This is a genomic window from Kitasatospora sp. NPDC086009 (genome assembly GCF_044540385.1).
In the GTDB taxonomy this organism is placed as follows: domain Bacteria; phylum Actinomycetota; class Actinomycetes; order Streptomycetales; family Streptomycetaceae; genus Kitasatospora.
On the sequence record NZ_JBITSA010000003.1, the window covers coordinates 111,213 to 127,076 of the forward strand.

Genomic DNA, 15,864 nt, shown 5'->3' on the forward strand with positions numbered 1-15,864 from the left:
GTGATCGCCGCTGAAGCGGACAATACGGGGCATGTCCCGCCGCCTCACGCTGCCCCGGCCCGCCCTCCGGGCGCCCACCCCTCCGGACCGTGCCGTCCGGGCCCACCGCTACCGCGTGCGGGGGGCCGCCCTGGCCGCCGGGGCGCTGCCGGTGTTCGCCTTCCCGGCCCCCGGGCTGGCCGCGCTCGCCTGGGTCGCCCTGGTGCCCGGCCTCCTGCTGATGCAGCGGGCGCCGAGCGCCCGGGAGGCCGCCGTCCGGGGCTGGTGGTTCGGCGCGGGGTTCATCCTCACCGGGATGTACTGGCTGATCCCCTCCATCGGCCCGGCGCTGCCGCTGCTCGCGGTGGTCTTCGGTGTGCTCCAGGCCGGGGTCGGCCTCGCCGTCCACCGGCTGCTGCACCCGCCGCTGACCGCCCGGCGCGCGCTGCTCGCCCTGGCCGTCGTCCCCGCGGTCTGGCTGACCACCGAGTACGCCCGCTCGTGGCACGCCCTCGGCGGCCCGTGGGCGCTGCTCGGCGCCACCCAGTGGCGGCACCCGGCCGTCCTGGCGCTGGCCTCGGCCGGCGGGATCTGGCTGGTCAGCGCGGCCGTGGTGGCCGTGAACACCGGTGTGCTGATCGTGCTGACCGCCACCGGGTGGCGGCCGCGCGCCCTGGCGGCGCTGGCCACCGTGCTGGTGCTGGCGGCCGGACCGCTGCTGTTCGCGCTGCGCGCCGCGCCCGCCGGCGCCGGAGCGGTCACCGTGGCCCTGGTCCAGCCCGGCATCGTCGAGGACCCGCAGGCCCGGTTCGAGGCGAGTGCCGCCGCCACCGCCGCCCTGGGCGGGCGGCCGGTCGACCTGATCGTCTGGGGCGAGAGCAGCACCACCGCCGACCTGGAGCGCGACCCGGCCGCCGCGGCCCGGCTGAGCCGGCTCTCCGCCGTCACCGGCGCCGAGATCCTGGCCGGGGAGGACGCCCGCAAGGCCGACGGGCGGATCTCCAAGGACGCGGTGCTGGTCTCCCCCGCCGGGACGGCCGACCGCTACCGCAAGATCCGGCTGGTGCCGTTCGGCGAGTACATCCCGCTGCGCCCGCTGCTGGGCTGGATCGCCGGAGTCAGCCGGGCGGCGGGCGAGAACCGGGCCCCGGGGAACGCGTTCCACGTCCTCCCCGCCACCGACCGTACGGGGGCGCCGCTACCGGTCGGGGCGCTGATCTGCTTCGAGTCGGCCTTCCCCGACATGTCCCGGACGGCCGCCCGGGACGGCGCCCGGGTGCTGGTCTACCAGTCCTCGACCTCGACCTTCCAGGACACCTGGGCGCCCGAGCAGCACGTCTCGCTGGCCGCCATCCGCGCCGCCGAGACCGGCCGGCCGGCCGTCCAGGCCTCGCTCACCGGGGTCTCGGCCGCCTTCGACGCGCAGGGCCGCGAGCTGGCCCGGTTCGGGACGGACCGCACCGGCGCGCTGACGGTGCGGCTGCCGCTCACCGCGCCGTCGACGCTGACCTGGTACGACCGGATCGGTGACGTGGTGCCGGCCGCCGCCCTGCTGGTGACGGCCGGGGCGGTGCTGGCCGCCGGGCGCGGCCGGGTGCGCCGGGCGGCGCGGTAGCGGGGGCGGCGCGGGGCGGTAGCGGGGCGGTAGCGGGGGGGCGGGGCGGTAGCGGGGCGGGGCCTCGTTCCACACCCGGCCGGCGCGGAAGGCCGGCCGGGTGGGCGGGTTCAGCCCTCCGCGCCCGCCAGGTGCACCGCGAAGGCCGCGCCCTGCGGGTCGCGCAGCACGGCGACCCGGGGCCCGTCCGGCATCGAGGTGGGCGGCAGCAGGACGTCGGCGCCCAGGTTCCCGGCCCGGAAGGCCGTGACGTCCACGTCCGCGACCGCGAAGTAGGGCAGCCAGTGCGGCGGCACCTGCGGCGGGAACCGGTCGTCCATCGTCAGCATGCCGCCGAAGTCGGCGCCGGCCAGGCCCCACTGGGGGTAGACCTCGGACGGGCGGACCGTCCAGCCGAACACCGCCGGGTAGAACGACCGGGCGCCGTCCGGGTCCCGGGTGAGCAGTTCCACCCAGCCGAGCGCGCCCGGGTCGTTGAGCACCTCCAGGCCCGCCAGCGCGTGGCCCTGCCAGAGCCCGAACACCGCGCCGGACGGGTCGGCGGCGATCACGAACCGGCCGAGACCGAGCGCCTCCGTCGGTCCGATGACGACGCTCCCGCCGGCCCCGGTGATCCGGGCGGCGGACGCGTCCGCGTCGTCGACCGCGAAGGAGACCGTCCAGGCCGTCGGCTGCCCCTCCCCGTAGAGCGGGGCGACGGCGGCGGCGATCCTGCCGTCCAGCTTCATGAAGGTGTAGTCGCCGGCCTCCGGCGGTGCGTCGAGGTCGGCGGCCCGCCAGCCGAACAGCTCGCCGTAGAACCGCTGGGCGCCCTCCGGGTCGGAGCTGCCGTGCTCCACCCAGCAGGGCCCGCCGACCGTCACCGTCCGCTGCTTCATCCCGCCTGCTCCCAGCCGATGTCGAGGATCAGTTTGCCGCGCGCGTGCCCGGACTCCACCAGCGCCAGTGCCTCGGCCGCGTGGGCCATCGGCTGCCGGCCGGTGAGGTGCACGTCGAGCTCGCCGGTCGCCGCCAGCGTGGCGAGGGCGGCGAGGCTCGCCGGGGTGGTGGCGCGGGTGACGAAACGCCCCCCGAGCTCCGCGACGGTGCCCGGATCGACGGTGGAGACCAGCTTCGAGCGGTCGGCCAGCGTCTCGGCCGCGGCTCGCAGGTCGGCCCCGCCGACCAGGTCGAGGATGCCGTCCACACCGTCCGGGGCGGCCGCCGCGATCCGCTCCGCCACGCCGTCGCCGTACCGCACCTGCACCGCGCCCAGCGACTCCACGTAGCCGCGGTTGGCGTCGCTCGCCGTGCCGACGACCCGGATGCCCCGGCTGCGGGCGATCTGCGCGGCCACGCTGCCCACGCCGCCCGCGATGCCGAGGATCAGCAGCGTCTGCCCGGCTCCCACGCCGACGTCCCGGAGCCCGTCGTCGGCCGTCGCGGCCGCCACCGGGAGGGTCGCCGCCTCGGCGAACCCGAGCGCGGCGGGCTTGACCGCGCTCATCGCCGCGAGCAGCAGGGTCTGCTCCGCGAAGGCGCCCGCCGCCGCGATCCCGAACACCTCGTCCCCGGGGGTGAACCCCGTGACGTCCGGGCCGATCCGCTCGACCACGCCCGCCGCCTCCTGGCCCAGCACGGCGGGCAGCTCGCGGTCCCGCCCGAGGAGTCCCCGGCGGATCTTCCAGTCCACCGGGTTCACCCCGGCCGCCCGGACGCTGACCGCCAGCTGGCCCGGGCCGGGCTCCAGCACCGGCCGGTCCAGGAACTCCTGAGTCTCCGGCCCGCCGTAGTCGACGAACCCGAACGCCTTGACCATCCTCGATCCACTCCTCCGCTGACCCCCTCCCCCGCCCCAGCATGCGGCCCGCCCCGGCCCCGGTCCGCCGCTGCTGCGCCGAACGGGCGTGCGGGGCGCCGGCGGGAGCCCGTGTGCGCGCCGATCGAGCGGTGCCGGGACCGGCCGCCGGGCGGCGCACCACCGTCACCATGCCGAGCGGGAGTTGACGCGTCGCGCCGCCGTCGGGTTGGTTGGGGTCGCCGACCGACCCCGCCGAACCGGGAGGGCCCATGACCACCCCCACCAGCGCCGACACCACCGCCACCGTCTTCCGCGACGTCCGGCCGCACGGCTCGGCCGCGCCCGTCGAGCTGATCGCCGCCGGCGGACTGCTGGTCGACCGGCTCCCCGAGGGCGCGCGGGTCGAAGTCGTGGAGGGCCGCGGACGGATCGCGCTGCCGACCCTGGTGGACGCGCACATCCACCCCGACAAGACCGCCTGGGGCGAACCCTGGTACAGCCGGCGCCCGGCGCGCGGCCTGCCGGAGTACGTCCGGGGCGACGTCGAGCTGTACGAGCACCAGCGCACCCCGCTCGCCGAGCGGGCCGAGCGGCTCCTCGCGCACGCGGTGACCCGGGGCACCCGGGCGGTACGGGCCCATGTGGACGTGGCACCCGCATACGGCCTGGCGGGCGTGGAGGGGCTGGTGGCTGCCCGGGAGCGACTGGGCGCGGCGCTGGACGTCCAGGTGGTGGCCTTCCCGCAGCACGGGGTGCGCCGGACGCCCGGCGCGGGGGCGCTGCTCGCGGAGGCGGCGGCAAGCGGGCTGATCGACGCGGTCGGCGGCATCGACCCGGCCGGGTTCGACGGAGCCGGGGGCGAGGGCTTCGCGGGCGAGGGGCCGTCGCAGCTCGACCAGGTCTTCGGCCTCGCCGAGCGGTACGGCCTCCCCCTCGACATCCATCTGCACGACACCGGCGAGCGCGGCCTCGCCCCGCTGCACGACATCGCCGCCCGGACGAAGGCCGCCGGGCTGCAGGGCAGGGTGGTGGTCAGCCACGCCTTCTGCGTGCCGGAGCTGTCCGGCGGCCCGCTCGACGCCCTGGCCGAGCTGCTGGCCGGGGCCGGCATCGGGCTCACCACCGTCGCACCGTCCGCCCACCAGGTGCTGCCCTTCCGGGAGTTGGCGGCGCACGGCGTGCGGGTCGGGCTCGGCTCGGACGGCGTGCGGGACTCCTGGAGCCCGTTCGGCAACGCCGACATGCTGCACCGGGCCCACCTGCTCGGCTGGACCACCGACGCGCGGACCGACGCGGAGCTCACCGAGTGCTTCGCCCTCGCGGCCGGCGGCGGCGCCGACCTGCTGGGCCTGCCCGCCGCCGACCTCGCCCCGGGTTCGCCGGCCGACTTCATGCTGGTGACGGGCGAGTGCCTGCCCCAGGTGGTGGTCGACCTGCCCGAGCGCGAACTGGTCGTCCGGGCCGGGCGGGTGGTGGCCCGGGACGGCCGCTTCCTGGGCTGACCCGGAGCCGACGCTCCCGGCTCCCGCTCCCGGGCCGTCAGCCCCGGTTGTGGTCCCCCGTCCGCCCGTCGATCAGCTCGCGCAGGATGTCCATGTGGCCCGCGTGCCGGGCGGTCTCGGTCGCCATGTGGATCAGCACCCAGCGCAGCGACACCTGGTCGCCGAACCAGGCCCGGCCCAGGTCGTCGAGCTCGAACTCCTCGATGACCTGGTCGGCACTGGCCCGGGCGCGGGCGTAGAAGGTCAGCAGATCGGCGGTGGACTCGTCCGGGCGCACCCGCAGGTCGGACTGCTCGTCCTCGGCGAGGTCGAACGGCAGCGGGCCGGTGTCCCGGCCGAACGTCCGGCAGAACCAGCCGAGTTCGACCCCACCGAGGTGCTTGACCAGCCCCAGCAGCGTCGTCCCGGACGCCGTCATCGGCCGGCGCAGCTGCTCGTCGTCCAGCCCCTCCAGCTTCCACAGCACCGCGTCGCGGTGCCGGTCGAGCGCAACGAACAGACTCTCCTTCTCGGCCCCCTGGAAGGGCACACGCTTCGTCATGCGCGGACCCTAACAGGCGGCCGGGCCGATGGGACCTTCAACGTCCCATCGGCCCGGCCCAGTTCACCATGCGGCAGGGTTCACCGGGCGACCCGCTCCACGCCGGTCCACAGCTGCGCCTCGGCGACGCCGTCGGCCAGGAAGCGGGTGCGCAGGATCTCCGGCCCCGGCCGGGTCTCGTAGGGGTTGGACGGGAACCACTGGGTGTAGACGTCCCGCCACATCTCCTGGAGCGCCTGCGGGAACGCCCCGGTGACGGAGAAGACGGCCCAGGTCCCGGCCGGCACCTCCCGCACGTCCAGATCCTCCGGCACGACGACGTCCGCACCCGCCACCACCGCGTGGTAGTAGTCGAGTTCGACGCCCTCCTCCCGGCTGTCCGAGAAGAACTCGGTGACCGAGACGACGCCGTCCGGGTCCTGGTCCGAGAGGGCGGCGATCCGGTCGACGACCTCCGGTGCGATCCCCCGGATGAACGCCGCGATGGCCGGATTCACCCCCTCGTGGACGAGCGGGACCCGGGCCCGCCGACCGACCACCCGGAACCCGGGCTTCTCCACGATGCGGTATTCCATACTGCTGCTCCCTTCGACGACGAGTCGGAAGGACATCCGGGGCTGGGACCGCAGCACCACGCCGCCGCGCCGGGCCTCGCCCGGTCCGACGCCGTGCATCGCCCGGAACGCCCGGGCGAACGCCTCCCCCGAGGTGTAGCCGTACCGGACCGCCACGTCGAGCAGCGTCCGCTCACCGGCCAGCACCTCGGCCCCGGCCACGGTCAGCCGCCGGCGCCGCACGTACTCCGACAACGGCATCCCGGCCAGCGCGGAGAACATCCGCCGGAAGTGGTACTCCGACGTCCGCGCGATCCGCGCCAGCTCACCCACGTCGATCACCCCGTCCAGGTGCTCCTCGACGTACTCCATGGCCCGGTTGACCTGCTCCAGCACCCCGACCCCGTCCTTCCCTCTCACTGCCACCACCGTAGGAACCCCCCACCCTCCCCCACCCGACATCCTGTGCCCGCTCCGATCGGGTCCGGGAGCGGAACGGGCACAGGGGAAGCCCGACATGCGGAAGGGGCGGGGGACATCCAGGTGGATATCCCCCGCCCCTTCCGCAATCCGGCCTACCGGCAGCTCCCCGACCAACCGGCCGATGGACACTCCAGGTGGGACTGCTCGTCCAGCGGACGTCAGTCGGCCGAGGTGACCGAACAGGCCGCTGGTCCCTCCGTACGCTCGAAGTTGTTGGTCCGGCTGGCCGGCTGCTGCGTGTCGAAGAACAGCTGGGCCTTCCCCTGATGACAGTCGAGTGCCATGTCGACCGTGAACGGGGCCGGCGAGGCGTCGTTCCAGGCGCCGGCGAGCCGGACGCCCGAGACGTTGGAGCGCGAGAAGAAGCTCCACGAACCCGCCGCAGTCCTGACCGTACCCGCGACAGAGGCGAACATGGTCTGTTCCGATATCCCCGAGAGGGTGAACGAACCGTCAGTGTTGAGAGCGATCGTACCGCCCTCGCCGTTGGCCCACTGGCCCTTCACGGCCGACTCTTCGACGACCACCTTGTGGGCCTCGTCGTACTGACCGCACGCCGTGGCCGACAGGAGAGCCACCACCGCGACAACGGCTACTTTCCAGGCTCGATACTGGGCCACTTGATCTCCTCGGTCCACAAGAAGTGCTGGTTGACATCATGAACACCCAGCGACCTCAGCGTGCCCGCAGCCCATGAATTGCTGTCGGACCCAGAGTAGCCTCCCGAACCAGGAGGCCTGGTCCCGGATTCCGCGGTCGTCGCGTTGGTGATCTCGAACTGCACTTTCGAGCTACCGCGCTTGGTGTCCCGCTCGATGACCCGGTAGTTCATAGTGAAACTACCCAGCAGGACCTTTGTCCGGCTGCGGTCGTCGGCCCAGAGGTTCGACACCTTGGGAATGCCGGCGAGGGACGTCATGTCCTGCCAGAAGAGCGACTTGATCTGCTGCTGGGAGTAGCTTCCGATGCTGTAGGGCGCCTGCACCTGGAAGCCGACCGGCAAATTGATGATGTCGCCGTAGGCCAGGCCCTTGTGGACGTTCTTGACGTGATCGAGCTTCTTCACCTCGTCCATCAAGTAGTCGCCGTCGAAGAAGTAGAGGTCGTTGGGCAGTTGACCCCCGACCCAGCCCCAGAACACGTCCATGGGGCCCATCCGGTTCTGGAAGAGCAGCCGCGGATAACCCGTCACCGTGACCAACGGCCCGCCGGTTCCGCTCCCGGTTCCCCCTCCGGTACCCGGCTGCGGCGGCGTGGTCGCCTCGGCCTTCCGACGCGCCTCGTCCTCGGCCTGCTTCTTGGCTGCCTGGATCAGGACCGCCTCGGCCGCGGCAGCGGCCGCCTGGACGGAGTCCTTCCCCGCCGCGAGCGCGCTCTGACGCGCGGACGCAGCGGCCGCGTAGGCGTCCGCGGCACTCGATCGCGCATGCGCCGCCGAGGCACCGGCCCTGGACGCGTACTTGGAGGCGGCCACAGCAGAGGCCTTCGCTGCCACGGCGGCCTCCTTGGCCCGCTGGGCCGATCCGTCAGCCGACTGCGCGCTCTTGTCGGCCTGCGCCGAGTACTGGCCCGCCTTGTCCCGATAGGTCGTGGCCTCCGTAGCGGAGTTACGGGCTTGCTGGGCGTAGCCGGCCGCCTCCTGCGCCGCGCCCTGGGCCGTCGCGGATGCCTCGCTCGCGCGGGCGGCGTCCTCATGGGCCTGGGCTGCGGCGGCGGAGGCCTCCTCCAACAGTCGGCTGATACTCAAGACATGGACGGTCGATTCCTGATCACGCTTGGTCGCGTCGAACTGGGCCTCCGTGACGAACGCGTGCAGCATGGTCGGCGGACCGGCGAGCGCCACCTGGGCGGTCGCCTTGACGTTCGGCCCCCCCGTGTTCATGATCGCCAGGGTGTCGACACGATCGTCCTCCTCCCTGGCCCGGTGCTGTCCGGCATCGAGGAAGTCCCGGAGCGCCTGCGGCGTCCCGGCGTCGATCGCGGCCGAACCCGCCTCCTTCACCGCACGCCCCCCGGAGTGCATGATCTCCAGCACCCGAACCCGGTAGTCGTCCGTCTGGGCGAGGTGCTGCCCGGAGAGCAGGAATTGCTCGACGTCTCCCCGCGGGGCGTAGAGCACGGCCTCCGCGGCCTTCTTCAGATCCGGCGCGCCGGAGTCGACCATGTCGGCGACCCTGGCCCGGTCGTCCTGCTCGGCCGCGACGAGCCTGCCGGTCGTCACCCAGGCGACGATGTCGGACTCGTTCCCGGTGAGCGCGGTCTCGGCCGCCTTGCTCGTCCAGGGGCCACCGGTGGACTGGAGGCGCAGCGCCGCCTGTCGTCCCTTGGTGACGACCGTGTCCTGAGCGACGCCGGGGGCGGTGACGTCGGCGATGAGCTGCTTGGTCTCGGCGTCGCGCCGGGTTTCCTCGGTCTGTGCCAGGACGGCAGCGGTCGTGCGGTCCTCGCCGTCCTTCCTGAGCTTCTCCGCGTCCTGCAGTGCCTGGTCGCGGTCCACTTCGAGCTGCGCCGCCTCGGCAGCGCGAGCGATCTCCGCGACGGACCGGGCCTGATCGACCGCGCGGGTCGCGGCGTCGGCGGCCTTTCCGGCGGCGTCCGCGTGGGTGGCCGACACATCCGCCCAGTTTCCGGCGGAGCCGGCATGGTCGGCCGCGTCGTCGGCCGCCAGGGCCGAGGCGTTGGCGTGCTCGGCCGACTCCTTGGCCGCCTGCTGGGCCTGCTTCGCTGCGTCGCCGGCCTGCTTGGCCAGCGCCGCGGCCGAGTTGGCGGCCCGGGTGGCCGTGTCGGCGGAGCGCCGGGCCGTCTCGGAAGCCTGTGCCGCCCGCTGTGCCTGCGCACCGGACGCCTGGCTGTAGCCACCCGCGGTGGCCGCTGCGGTGGCCGCCGCGGCGGCATGGGTACCCGCGCTCGACGCCGCCCTGCCTGCGGACTCCGCCTCGCGCGCGGCGGTCTCCGTGCTCTGAGCGGCCTCCGCGGCGGTGTTCGCCGCCCCGGCGGCGTCCCGGGCGTCCTGAGCCGCCTTGCGTGCCGCCGCCGCCTGGTTCCGGTCCTGGGCCGCTGCCCCGGCCGCGGACCTGGCGCGGTTCGCCGCGCGCTCGGCGCCGGCGGCCGCCGACGCGGCGGCGGATGCGGCGTTGGCCGCGGCCCTCACGGCCTGGTTCGCCGAACTCGCGGCGGTGGACGCGGTCCGTGCCGCGTCGGCCGCGGCGAGCGCCGCATCCGCCGCCCGGCCGGCGGCTTCCGCCGCGCGACTCGTCGAGTCCTTGGCGGCTGCGGTTTCCTCGGCGGCCCGCTGGGCGGCCTCCTTGGCGAGCCGTGCCGCGTCCTGTGCGCGCTGGGAGGCTTCCTGCGCCGAGGCGGTCTCCTTGCGCGCCTCCTGCCCGGACTGCTTGGCACTGCTGACGAGCTGGGAGACGCTCATCGTCTCCTGGTCCCGTGCCCGGGCGGTGGGGAGGTCACGCGTCATGAAGGTGTGGATCTCGGCCGCCGAGCCGTTCAGGGCCTCCTGGGCGGCCTTCCGGACCGCCGGACCGGCATCCTTCAGCATCGCGAGGACATCGACGCGCTCGTCGTCGGCCTCGGCCTGCTGGCGGCCGGACATGAGGAAGGCCGCCAGCGCGTCCGGCGAACTGCTGTTGAGGGCCTCCTGTCCCGCGTCCCGCACTCCCCGACCTCCGACGTGGATGGCGGCGAGGACGGCGACGTGCTCGTCGTCCCGGTACGGTGCCTTCCAGCCCGACTCCAGGAAGGCGTGGACGTCCTGCGGAGTGCCGTTCAGCGCCTGCTCGGCGGCCACTCGGACCCCGGGGCCGCTCGTGTTGACCATGCGGAGGACGGCCGTCCGGTCGTCCTCCGCGGACGCGGCCTTGAGGCCCTCGTTGAGGAAGGCGGTCACGTCCAGGTCCGAACCCGTGAGGGCCTTCTCCGCGGCGGTCTTCGTGGCACGGCCGCCATCGACCCAGGCCGCGAACACCTTGCCACGATCGGTGAGCGCAGGAGAGCCCTCCGACTGGGCGCCGGGGGATGTGTCACCTGCGGCAGCCGGTGTGGCGAGCGCTCCGCCACAGAGTCCAAGGAGCACTGCTCCCACAACGAATGCCCGGGGGCGAGCCGCTGTGCGCGGCCTTTTCCGGGCTATTTGACCGAACATTCAATGACCCATCAGTACGTTGCGCTGAGCTTGAGTCAGCTCTAGTCGTAAATCCATGGCGCATCAGCAAACCACGGGCCGCCCGATCCTAGTCGAACTTCCTTGGCGCCTAAAACATCCGCTCCCCACAGATATGGCGTCAAAGGAGAAATATCCGACACCGCGTCAGCCTCGCGTGCAGCCCCGCGAGCCCTGGTGGTTAAATACACATAACTCACGCTCGGAACGTTCCGTACGGACAGTCGTCGGATCTTCCCGACGTCATCCAGGGTTCGTGGCGAGCGCTTACTCGGCCTTTGGTAGACGGAGGATGTACACCCGATGAGACTTTCCATTCGACTTCTCGCCGGCGGCGCCGCAGCCGCGCTTATCGCGGTTGCCGCAGGGGCATCGACAGTCTTCGCGGCGAGCGGTAACGACGGGGGTCAGGAGATACCGCCGGTAGCCGTCGAGGACTTCTCCTACCCTCAGGCGGACAAGGTCTTCGCACTGACCGGGCTCACCCTCAAGGGCGGCGACGGGCACATCGTCCTCGCCGACTGCGGGCCGGCGGACCTCATCGAGGTGACGGCTCGGACCCGGGCCAAGTTCTGCTTCCAGGTCACCGGGGACAGCGGCTCCCTGACGATGGATGTGGCCAAGGTGACGAGCATCAAGAGCACCGCGTACAACGTCCGGGCCGACATGACGCTCAACGGCACCGGCGTGACGTTCAACGTGCCGAAGAGTCCTCTCTGGACGGAGGTCGGGGAGCCCACCGATCCGCAGCGGCGCGATCACAGCCTCGTCAAGATCACGGCGACCAAGTAGCGGCCGTGGCGGCCGGCGTCGACGCACGACCGCCTGCCCCAAGCTGCTCTCCGGTACCCCACCCCCCTGCGTCACATTGGATGAGAACACATGCCTCGTAGTCTTTCCGGGTCGAAACTGAAGGCGGTCCTCTGCTCGGCCGCCGTCTCCGCCGGCGCTCTCACTGCGGGCTTCAGCGGCGTGGCCGGGGCCGTCGTCGGTGACCCGGCGGCGGACGGCGCGTACGCCTACACCGCCAAGCTCGCCATCGGCGACAACGTCCGCGCCTGCACCGGCGCTCTCGTCGACCGCAACTGGATCATCACCGCCGCCAGCTGCTTCGCCGACGACCCCGCCCAGCCCCAGACCCTGACCGCCGGCGCACCGAAGTGGAAGACCACCGCCACCGTCGGCCGCACCGACCTCACCACCACCACCGGCGCCACCACCGAGATCGTCGAGCTGGTCCCCCGCCAGGACCGCGATCTCGTGATGGCCCGCCTCGCCACACCCGTCGACGGCATCGCCCCGCTCACCCTCGCCACCACCGCCCCCACCGCCGGCGAGAACCTGCGCGTACCCGCCTACGGCCGCACCAAGACCGAGTGGGTGCCCCTCAAGCTCCACAGCGGCGTCTTCAACGTCGGCGCCGTCACCGCGAACGCCGTCAGCACCACCGGCACCAACGGCGCCTCGATCTGCCAGGGCGACACCGGCGCCCCCGCCCTCCGCGAGGTCAACGGCAGGACCGAACTCGCCGCCATCGCCTCCCGCTCCTGGCAGGGCGGCTGCTTCGGCAGCACCGAAACCCGCACCGGCGCCACCAACACCCGCGTCGACGACCTCACCGCCTGGGTGAAGGAGCTGCGGTTCCGCACCGCGGACGTGCAGGCGGGTACGCATGTGCAGATCGTCGGCTCCGACGATGCCCTGTCGGACTCGGTCGCGGACTACAACGCCGGCCGCTGGACCCGCAGCTGGACCCCGATGGGCGACAGCCGGCTCCTCAAGGTCGACAGCGTCGCCATCGGTGACGTCGTCCACGTCTTCGCGGTCGCCGGCGACGGTCACGTCTACGGCCGTGACGGCCGGGTTGGCGGCACCTGGGGCAACTGGAACGAGGTCCCCGGCGGCGCCTCGGGCGTCAAGGACATCTCCGTCAGTGCCCGTGGCAACCTCGCCGACCTGATGATCATCGGCGGCGACGGCTCGCTGTACGCGACCACCGGGAACTACGACACCGGTGCCTGGAACCCGTACTGGGACAAGATCGGTGACAACCACCTGAAGGCCGTCACCAGCGCGTACTACAACAACTCCACCCACGTCTTCGTCATCAACGAGGACGACAAGGTGTACACCCGCTCCGCGGACTACGGCGTCGGCTGGAGTGACTGGGCCGAGCTGCCCGGCAGCCTGCCGAACGTGAAGTCGATCAGCGCCAGCACCCACGGCGCCACGATCGACCTGGCGATCGCCGGTGCCAACGCCTTCTACACCACCAGCGGTCACTACGACACCGGCTACTGGGACCCGCAGTGGGCCAAGATCAGTGACAACCGCCTGAAGGCCGTCACCAGCAGCACCTCCAACAACGTCGTCCACGTCTACGCCGTGAACGAGGACGACAAGGTGTACGGCATCGACGCCGACTACAACGCCGGCCGCTGGACCAGCTGGGGCGAGGTTCCCGGCGACGCGGGCGGCGTCAAGGCCATCACCGCCACCAGCACCAACTGACCTCGCGTCACCTCGCATGACCCGGTGGGGTGAGTGATCGGACCGATCACTCACCCCACCGCTCCTACCTGCTCCATTCCGATCCCAGGGGGGCCTCCATGTCCAGCACCACCTCCGCCCGTACCCGTCGCGCGGGGGCGCTCGCCGCCGCGACCGCCGTCGTCGGCGCGCTCGCCACCTTCTCCGCCGCGCCCGCCGGGGCCGTCGTCGGTGACCCGGCGTCGGACGGCGCGTACGCCTACACCGCCAAGCTCGCCATCGGCGACAACGTCCGCGCCTGCACCGGCGCACTCGTCGACCGCAACTGGATCATCACCGCCGCCAGCTGCTTCGCCGACGACCCCGCCCAGCCCCAGACCCTGACCGCCGGCGCACCGAAGTGGAAGACCACCGCCACCGTCGGCCGCACCGACCTCACCACCACCACCGGCACGACCACCGAGATCGTCGAGCTGGTCCCCCGCCAGGACCGCGACCTCGTGATGGCCCGCCTCGCCACACCCGTCGACGGCATCACCCCGCTCACCCTCGCCACCACCGCCCCCACCGCCGGCGAGAACCTGCGCGTACCCGCCTACGGCCGCACCAAGACCGAGTGGGTGCCCCTCAAGCTCCACAGCGGCGTCTTCAACGTCGGCGCCGTCACCGCGAACGCCGTCAGCACCACCGGCACCAACGGCGCCTCGATCTGCCAGGGCGACACCGGCGCCCCCGCCGTCCGCGAGGTCAACGGCAGGACCGAACTCGCCGCCATCGCCTCCCGCTCCTGGCAGGGCGGCTGCTTCGGCAGCACCGAAACCCGCACCGGCGCCACCAACACCCGCGTCGACGACCTCACCGCCTGGGTCCAGCAGGTGCGCGGCACCTCGGTCGGCTGGAAGACCCAGGCCCTGGTCAAGGGCGGCACCGGCCTCTTCCAGGCCGCCCGCCTCTACGACGGCTCCTGGACCCCGTTCGAGGACGTCCAGGCCAAGGCCGGGGACATCGGCGGCGTGCGCGCCGTCGCCACCGCCGGCATCAACGGCGACACCCACGTCGTCGCCCTCGGTGGCGACGGCCACCTGCACCACACCATCCGCCACCTCGACGGCACCTGGGCCGGTTTCGGCGACCTCAACACCAACGTCGGCGACCTCGGCAACATCACCCAGGTCGCCATCGCCTCCACCGGCGCCAACCTGGAGGTCGTCGTCCTCGCCGACGGCCAGCTCTTCCACAGCGTCCGCACCAGCGGCGGGTACTGGACCGGCTTCGGCAAGGTCTTCGAGGCCGCCGGGCCCCTGAGCGGCGTCACCACCCTCGCCACGGCCGGAGTCGGCGGGGACCTCCAGGTCGCCGCCGTCGCGGGCGGGCAGGTCTACCACACCATCCGCTCCGGCTCCACCGGCAGCTGGAGCGCCTGGGGCGCGGTCGCCGGCGCCGCCGGCGCCACCGCCCCGGTCACCTCGCTCGCGATGGCCCGCCAGGGCGACGACATGAACCTCGTCGTCGTCACCGACACCGGCGCCCAGCTCCACACCATCCGCTACGCCAACGCCTCCTGGCAGCCCTTCGGCTCCGTCAGCAGCGTCATCGGGCAGGTCACGGCCACCTCGGTCAGCGCCGCCCCGGTCGACACCGGCGCCCAGTTCGCCATCACCACCGGCGACAACCGCGTCCTGACCACCACCCGCCTCGCGGACGGCAACTGGACCGCCCCCCAGGCCCTGAACCTCCAGGGCGTGAACGGCGACCACACCGGCACCGCCATCACCGGCACCCTCTAGCACGCCACGACGGAGGGGGCGGGCGGCCGCACGGGCCACCCGCCCCCTCCGTCGTGACCGGTGGGAACAGGCGAGCCCCACGGGGTGTTGCGAGCCTGCGCCGTCCCACTCCACCCCGGTGCGGGCGGCTCGGAAGACAGTTGTTCAAATTGGAACTACCGAGTACCGTCGGGGTCCGACCATCACCCCGGTAACGGAGGCCCCGCCCATGCCGCAGCCTGCCCCGACGCAGCCTGGCACCGCTCCGACGCAGCCCGGCACCGCCACGGTGCGCTCCCGGGTGCGCATCCCGCTCACCTTCCCGGACGGGTACCGCGCGGACGCCGAGGTGTTCACCTTCCACGGCCTGGCCGACGGCGCGGAGCACCTGGCACTCGCCTTCGGCAGCACCCCGGAGGGCGGGACGCCGCTGGTGCGGCTGCACTCGGAGTGCCTGACCGGCGACGTCTTCGGCTCGGACCGCTGCGACTGCGGGCCCCAGCTGCGCGAGTCGGTGGAGCGGATCGCCGAGGCCGGCGGCTACCTGCTGTACCTGCGGCAGGAGGGCCGGGGCATCGGGCTGTACAACAAGCTGGACGCCTACGCCCTCCAGGACGCCGGGCTCGACACCTATGACGCCAACACCGCGCTGGGCCTGCCCGAGGACGGGCGCGACTACACCGCCGCCGCCCAGATGCTGGCGGCGCTCGGCACCACGGGCATCGACCTGCTGAGCAACAACCCGGACAAGGCGGACCAACTCGCCGGCCTCGGCATCACGGTCGAGCGCCGGGTACCGACCGGGGTGCACCTGTCGGCCAGCAACGTCCGCTACCTCCGCGCCAAGGTGGAGCGGACCGGCCACTCGATCGAGCTGTCCCGGCTGGTCGGCTGAGCCGGCGCAGGTCCGCACGCCCGGGCGGGCCGGTTCGCCCACGCACCTGATGCCGCCGACCGGCCGAAGGGGCATTCTGGAGGGACGTCCG

Annotated in this window: 12 protein-coding genes; 6 read left to right on the plus strand and 6 right to left on the minus strand. The window is 73.1% G+C overall.

What is annotated here, in order from left to right; genetic code table 11:
• Window positions 1–31: 31 nt before the first annotated feature.
• Window positions 32–1,594, plus strand: a complete 1,563-nt coding sequence (gene lnt, locus ACIF6L_RS09695; protein ID WP_396488299.1) for an apolipoprotein N-acyltransferase — start codon at window positions 32–34, stop codon at window positions 1,592–1,594.
• 110 nt (window positions 1,595–1,704) lie between these two features.
• Here the strand turns inward: lnt and ACIF6L_RS09700 are convergent, their stop codons facing one another.
• A complete protein-coding gene (locus ACIF6L_RS09700) occupies window positions 1,705–2,472 on the minus strand; it encodes a VOC family protein (protein ID WP_352292507.1) in 768 nt (255 codons plus the stop codon).
• Entirely contained in the window at window positions 2,469–3,392 is a 924-nt protein-coding gene (locus tag ACIF6L_RS09705; RefSeq protein ID WP_396488302.1) for an NADP-dependent oxidoreductase, read from the minus strand. Before ACIF6L_RS09705 ends, ACIF6L_RS09700 begins: the two co-directional genes overlap by 4 nt.
• Window positions 3,393–3,643: 251 nt before the next feature.
• Between ACIF6L_RS09705 and ACIF6L_RS09710 the strand changes: the two genes are divergently transcribed.
• A complete protein-coding gene (locus ACIF6L_RS09710) occupies window positions 3,644–4,876 on the plus strand; it encodes an amidohydrolase (protein ID WP_396488304.1) in 1,233 nt (410 codons plus the stop codon).
• 37 nt (window positions 4,877–4,913) lie between these two features.
• Here the strand turns inward: ACIF6L_RS09710 and ACIF6L_RS09715 are convergent, their stop codons facing one another.
• From ACIF6L_RS09715 to ACIF6L_RS09730, 4 genes are all read right to left on the minus strand, one after another.
• A complete protein-coding gene (locus ACIF6L_RS09715) occupies window positions 4,914–5,417 on the minus strand; it encodes a DinB family protein (RefSeq protein ID WP_352292511.1) in 504 nt (167 codons plus the stop codon).
• Between the two features lie 80 nt (window positions 5,418–5,497).
• Window positions 5,498–6,367 carry a GyrI-like domain-containing protein gene (locus tag ACIF6L_RS09720; protein ID WP_396488552.1) on the minus strand — a complete coding sequence of 290 codons (870 nt, stop codon included), beginning with the start codon at window positions 6,365–6,367 and terminating at the stop codon, window positions 5,498–5,500.
• Between the two features lie 245 nt (window positions 6,368–6,612).
• On the minus strand, window positions 6,613–7,074 hold the full coding sequence (locus ACIF6L_RS09725) for a hypothetical protein (RefSeq protein ID WP_396488306.1): 462 nt from the start codon (window positions 7,072–7,074) through the stop codon (window positions 6,613–6,615).
• Window positions 7,047–10,604 carry an ALF repeat-containing protein gene (locus ACIF6L_RS09730; protein ID WP_396492496.1) on the minus strand — a complete coding sequence of 1,186 codons (3,558 nt, stop codon included), beginning with the start codon at window positions 10,602–10,604 and terminating at the stop codon, window positions 7,047–7,049. Before ACIF6L_RS09730 ends, ACIF6L_RS09725 begins: the two co-directional genes overlap by 28 nt.
• Before the next feature lie 321 nt (window positions 10,605–10,925).
• On the opposite strand from ACIF6L_RS09730, the gene ACIF6L_RS09735 reads away from it, so the two are divergent.
• The 4 genes from ACIF6L_RS09735 (at window position 10,926) to ribA (ending at window position 15,773) form a co-directional block, all read left to right on the plus strand.
• Window positions 10,926–11,414 carry a hypothetical protein gene (locus ACIF6L_RS09735; protein ID WP_396488310.1) on the plus strand — a complete coding sequence of 163 codons (489 nt, stop codon included), beginning with the start codon at window positions 10,926–10,928 and terminating at the stop codon, window positions 11,412–11,414.
• A 90-nt stretch (window positions 11,415–11,504) separates the two neighbouring features.
• Window positions 11,505–13,133 carry a trypsin-like serine protease gene (locus ACIF6L_RS09740; RefSeq protein WP_396488312.1) on the plus strand — a complete coding sequence of 543 codons (1,629 nt, stop codon included), beginning with the start codon at window positions 11,505–11,507 and terminating at the stop codon, window positions 13,131–13,133.
• Window positions 13,134–13,231: 98 nt separating this feature from the next.
• Window positions 13,232–14,899 carry a trypsin-like serine protease gene (locus ACIF6L_RS09745; protein ID WP_396488314.1) on the plus strand — a complete coding sequence of 556 codons (1,668 nt, stop codon included), beginning with the start codon at window positions 13,232–13,234 and terminating at the stop codon, window positions 14,897–14,899.
• Window positions 14,900–15,107: 208 nt separating this feature from the next.
• Window positions 15,108–15,773 (plus strand): GTP cyclohydrolase II, encoded by a 666-nt coding sequence (gene ribA, locus ACIF6L_RS09750; protein WP_396488316.1) that lies wholly within the window; start codon window positions 15,108–15,110, stop codon window positions 15,771–15,773.
• Window positions 15,774–15,864: the final 91 nt, after the last annotated feature.

What these genes read in the sequence shown, in the direction of transcription:
- lnt (WP_396488299.1), top strand. Translation starts at nt 32, where the DNA reads ATGTCCCGCCGCCTCACGCTGCCCCGGCCCGCCCTCCGGGCGCCCACC.
- ACIF6L_RS09700 (WP_352292507.1), bottom strand. Translation starts at nt 2,472, where the DNA reads ATGAAGCAGCGGACGGTGACGGTCGGCGGGCCCTGCTGGGTGGAGCAC.
- ACIF6L_RS09705 (WP_396488302.1), bottom strand. Translation starts at nt 3,392, where the DNA reads ATGGTCAAGGCGTTCGGGTTCGTCGACTACGGCGGGCCGGAGACTCAG.
- ACIF6L_RS09710 (WP_396488304.1), top strand. Translation starts at nt 3,644, where the DNA reads ATGACCACCCCCACCAGCGCCGACACCACCGCCACCGTCTTCCGCGAC.
- ACIF6L_RS09715 (WP_352292511.1), bottom strand. Translation starts at nt 5,417, where the DNA reads ATGACGAAGCGTGTGCCCTTCCAGGGGGCCGAGAAGGAGAGTCTGTTC.
- ACIF6L_RS09730 (WP_396492496.1), bottom strand. Translation starts at nt 10,604, where the DNA reads ATGTTCGGTCAAATAGCCCGGAAAAGGCCGCGCACAGCGGCTCGCCCC.
- ACIF6L_RS09735 (WP_396488310.1), top strand. Translation starts at nt 10,926, where the DNA reads ATGAGACTTTCCATTCGACTTCTCGCCGGCGGCGCCGCAGCCGCGCTT.
- ACIF6L_RS09740 (WP_396488312.1), top strand. Translation starts at nt 11,505, where the DNA reads ATGCCTCGTAGTCTTTCCGGGTCGAAACTGAAGGCGGTCCTCTGCTCG.
- ACIF6L_RS09745 (WP_396488314.1), top strand. Translation starts at nt 13,232, where the DNA reads ATGTCCAGCACCACCTCCGCCCGTACCCGTCGCGCGGGGGCGCTCGCC.
- ribA (WP_396488316.1), top strand. Translation starts at nt 15,108, where the DNA reads ATGCCGCAGCCTGCCCCGACGCAGCCTGGCACCGCTCCGACGCAGCCC.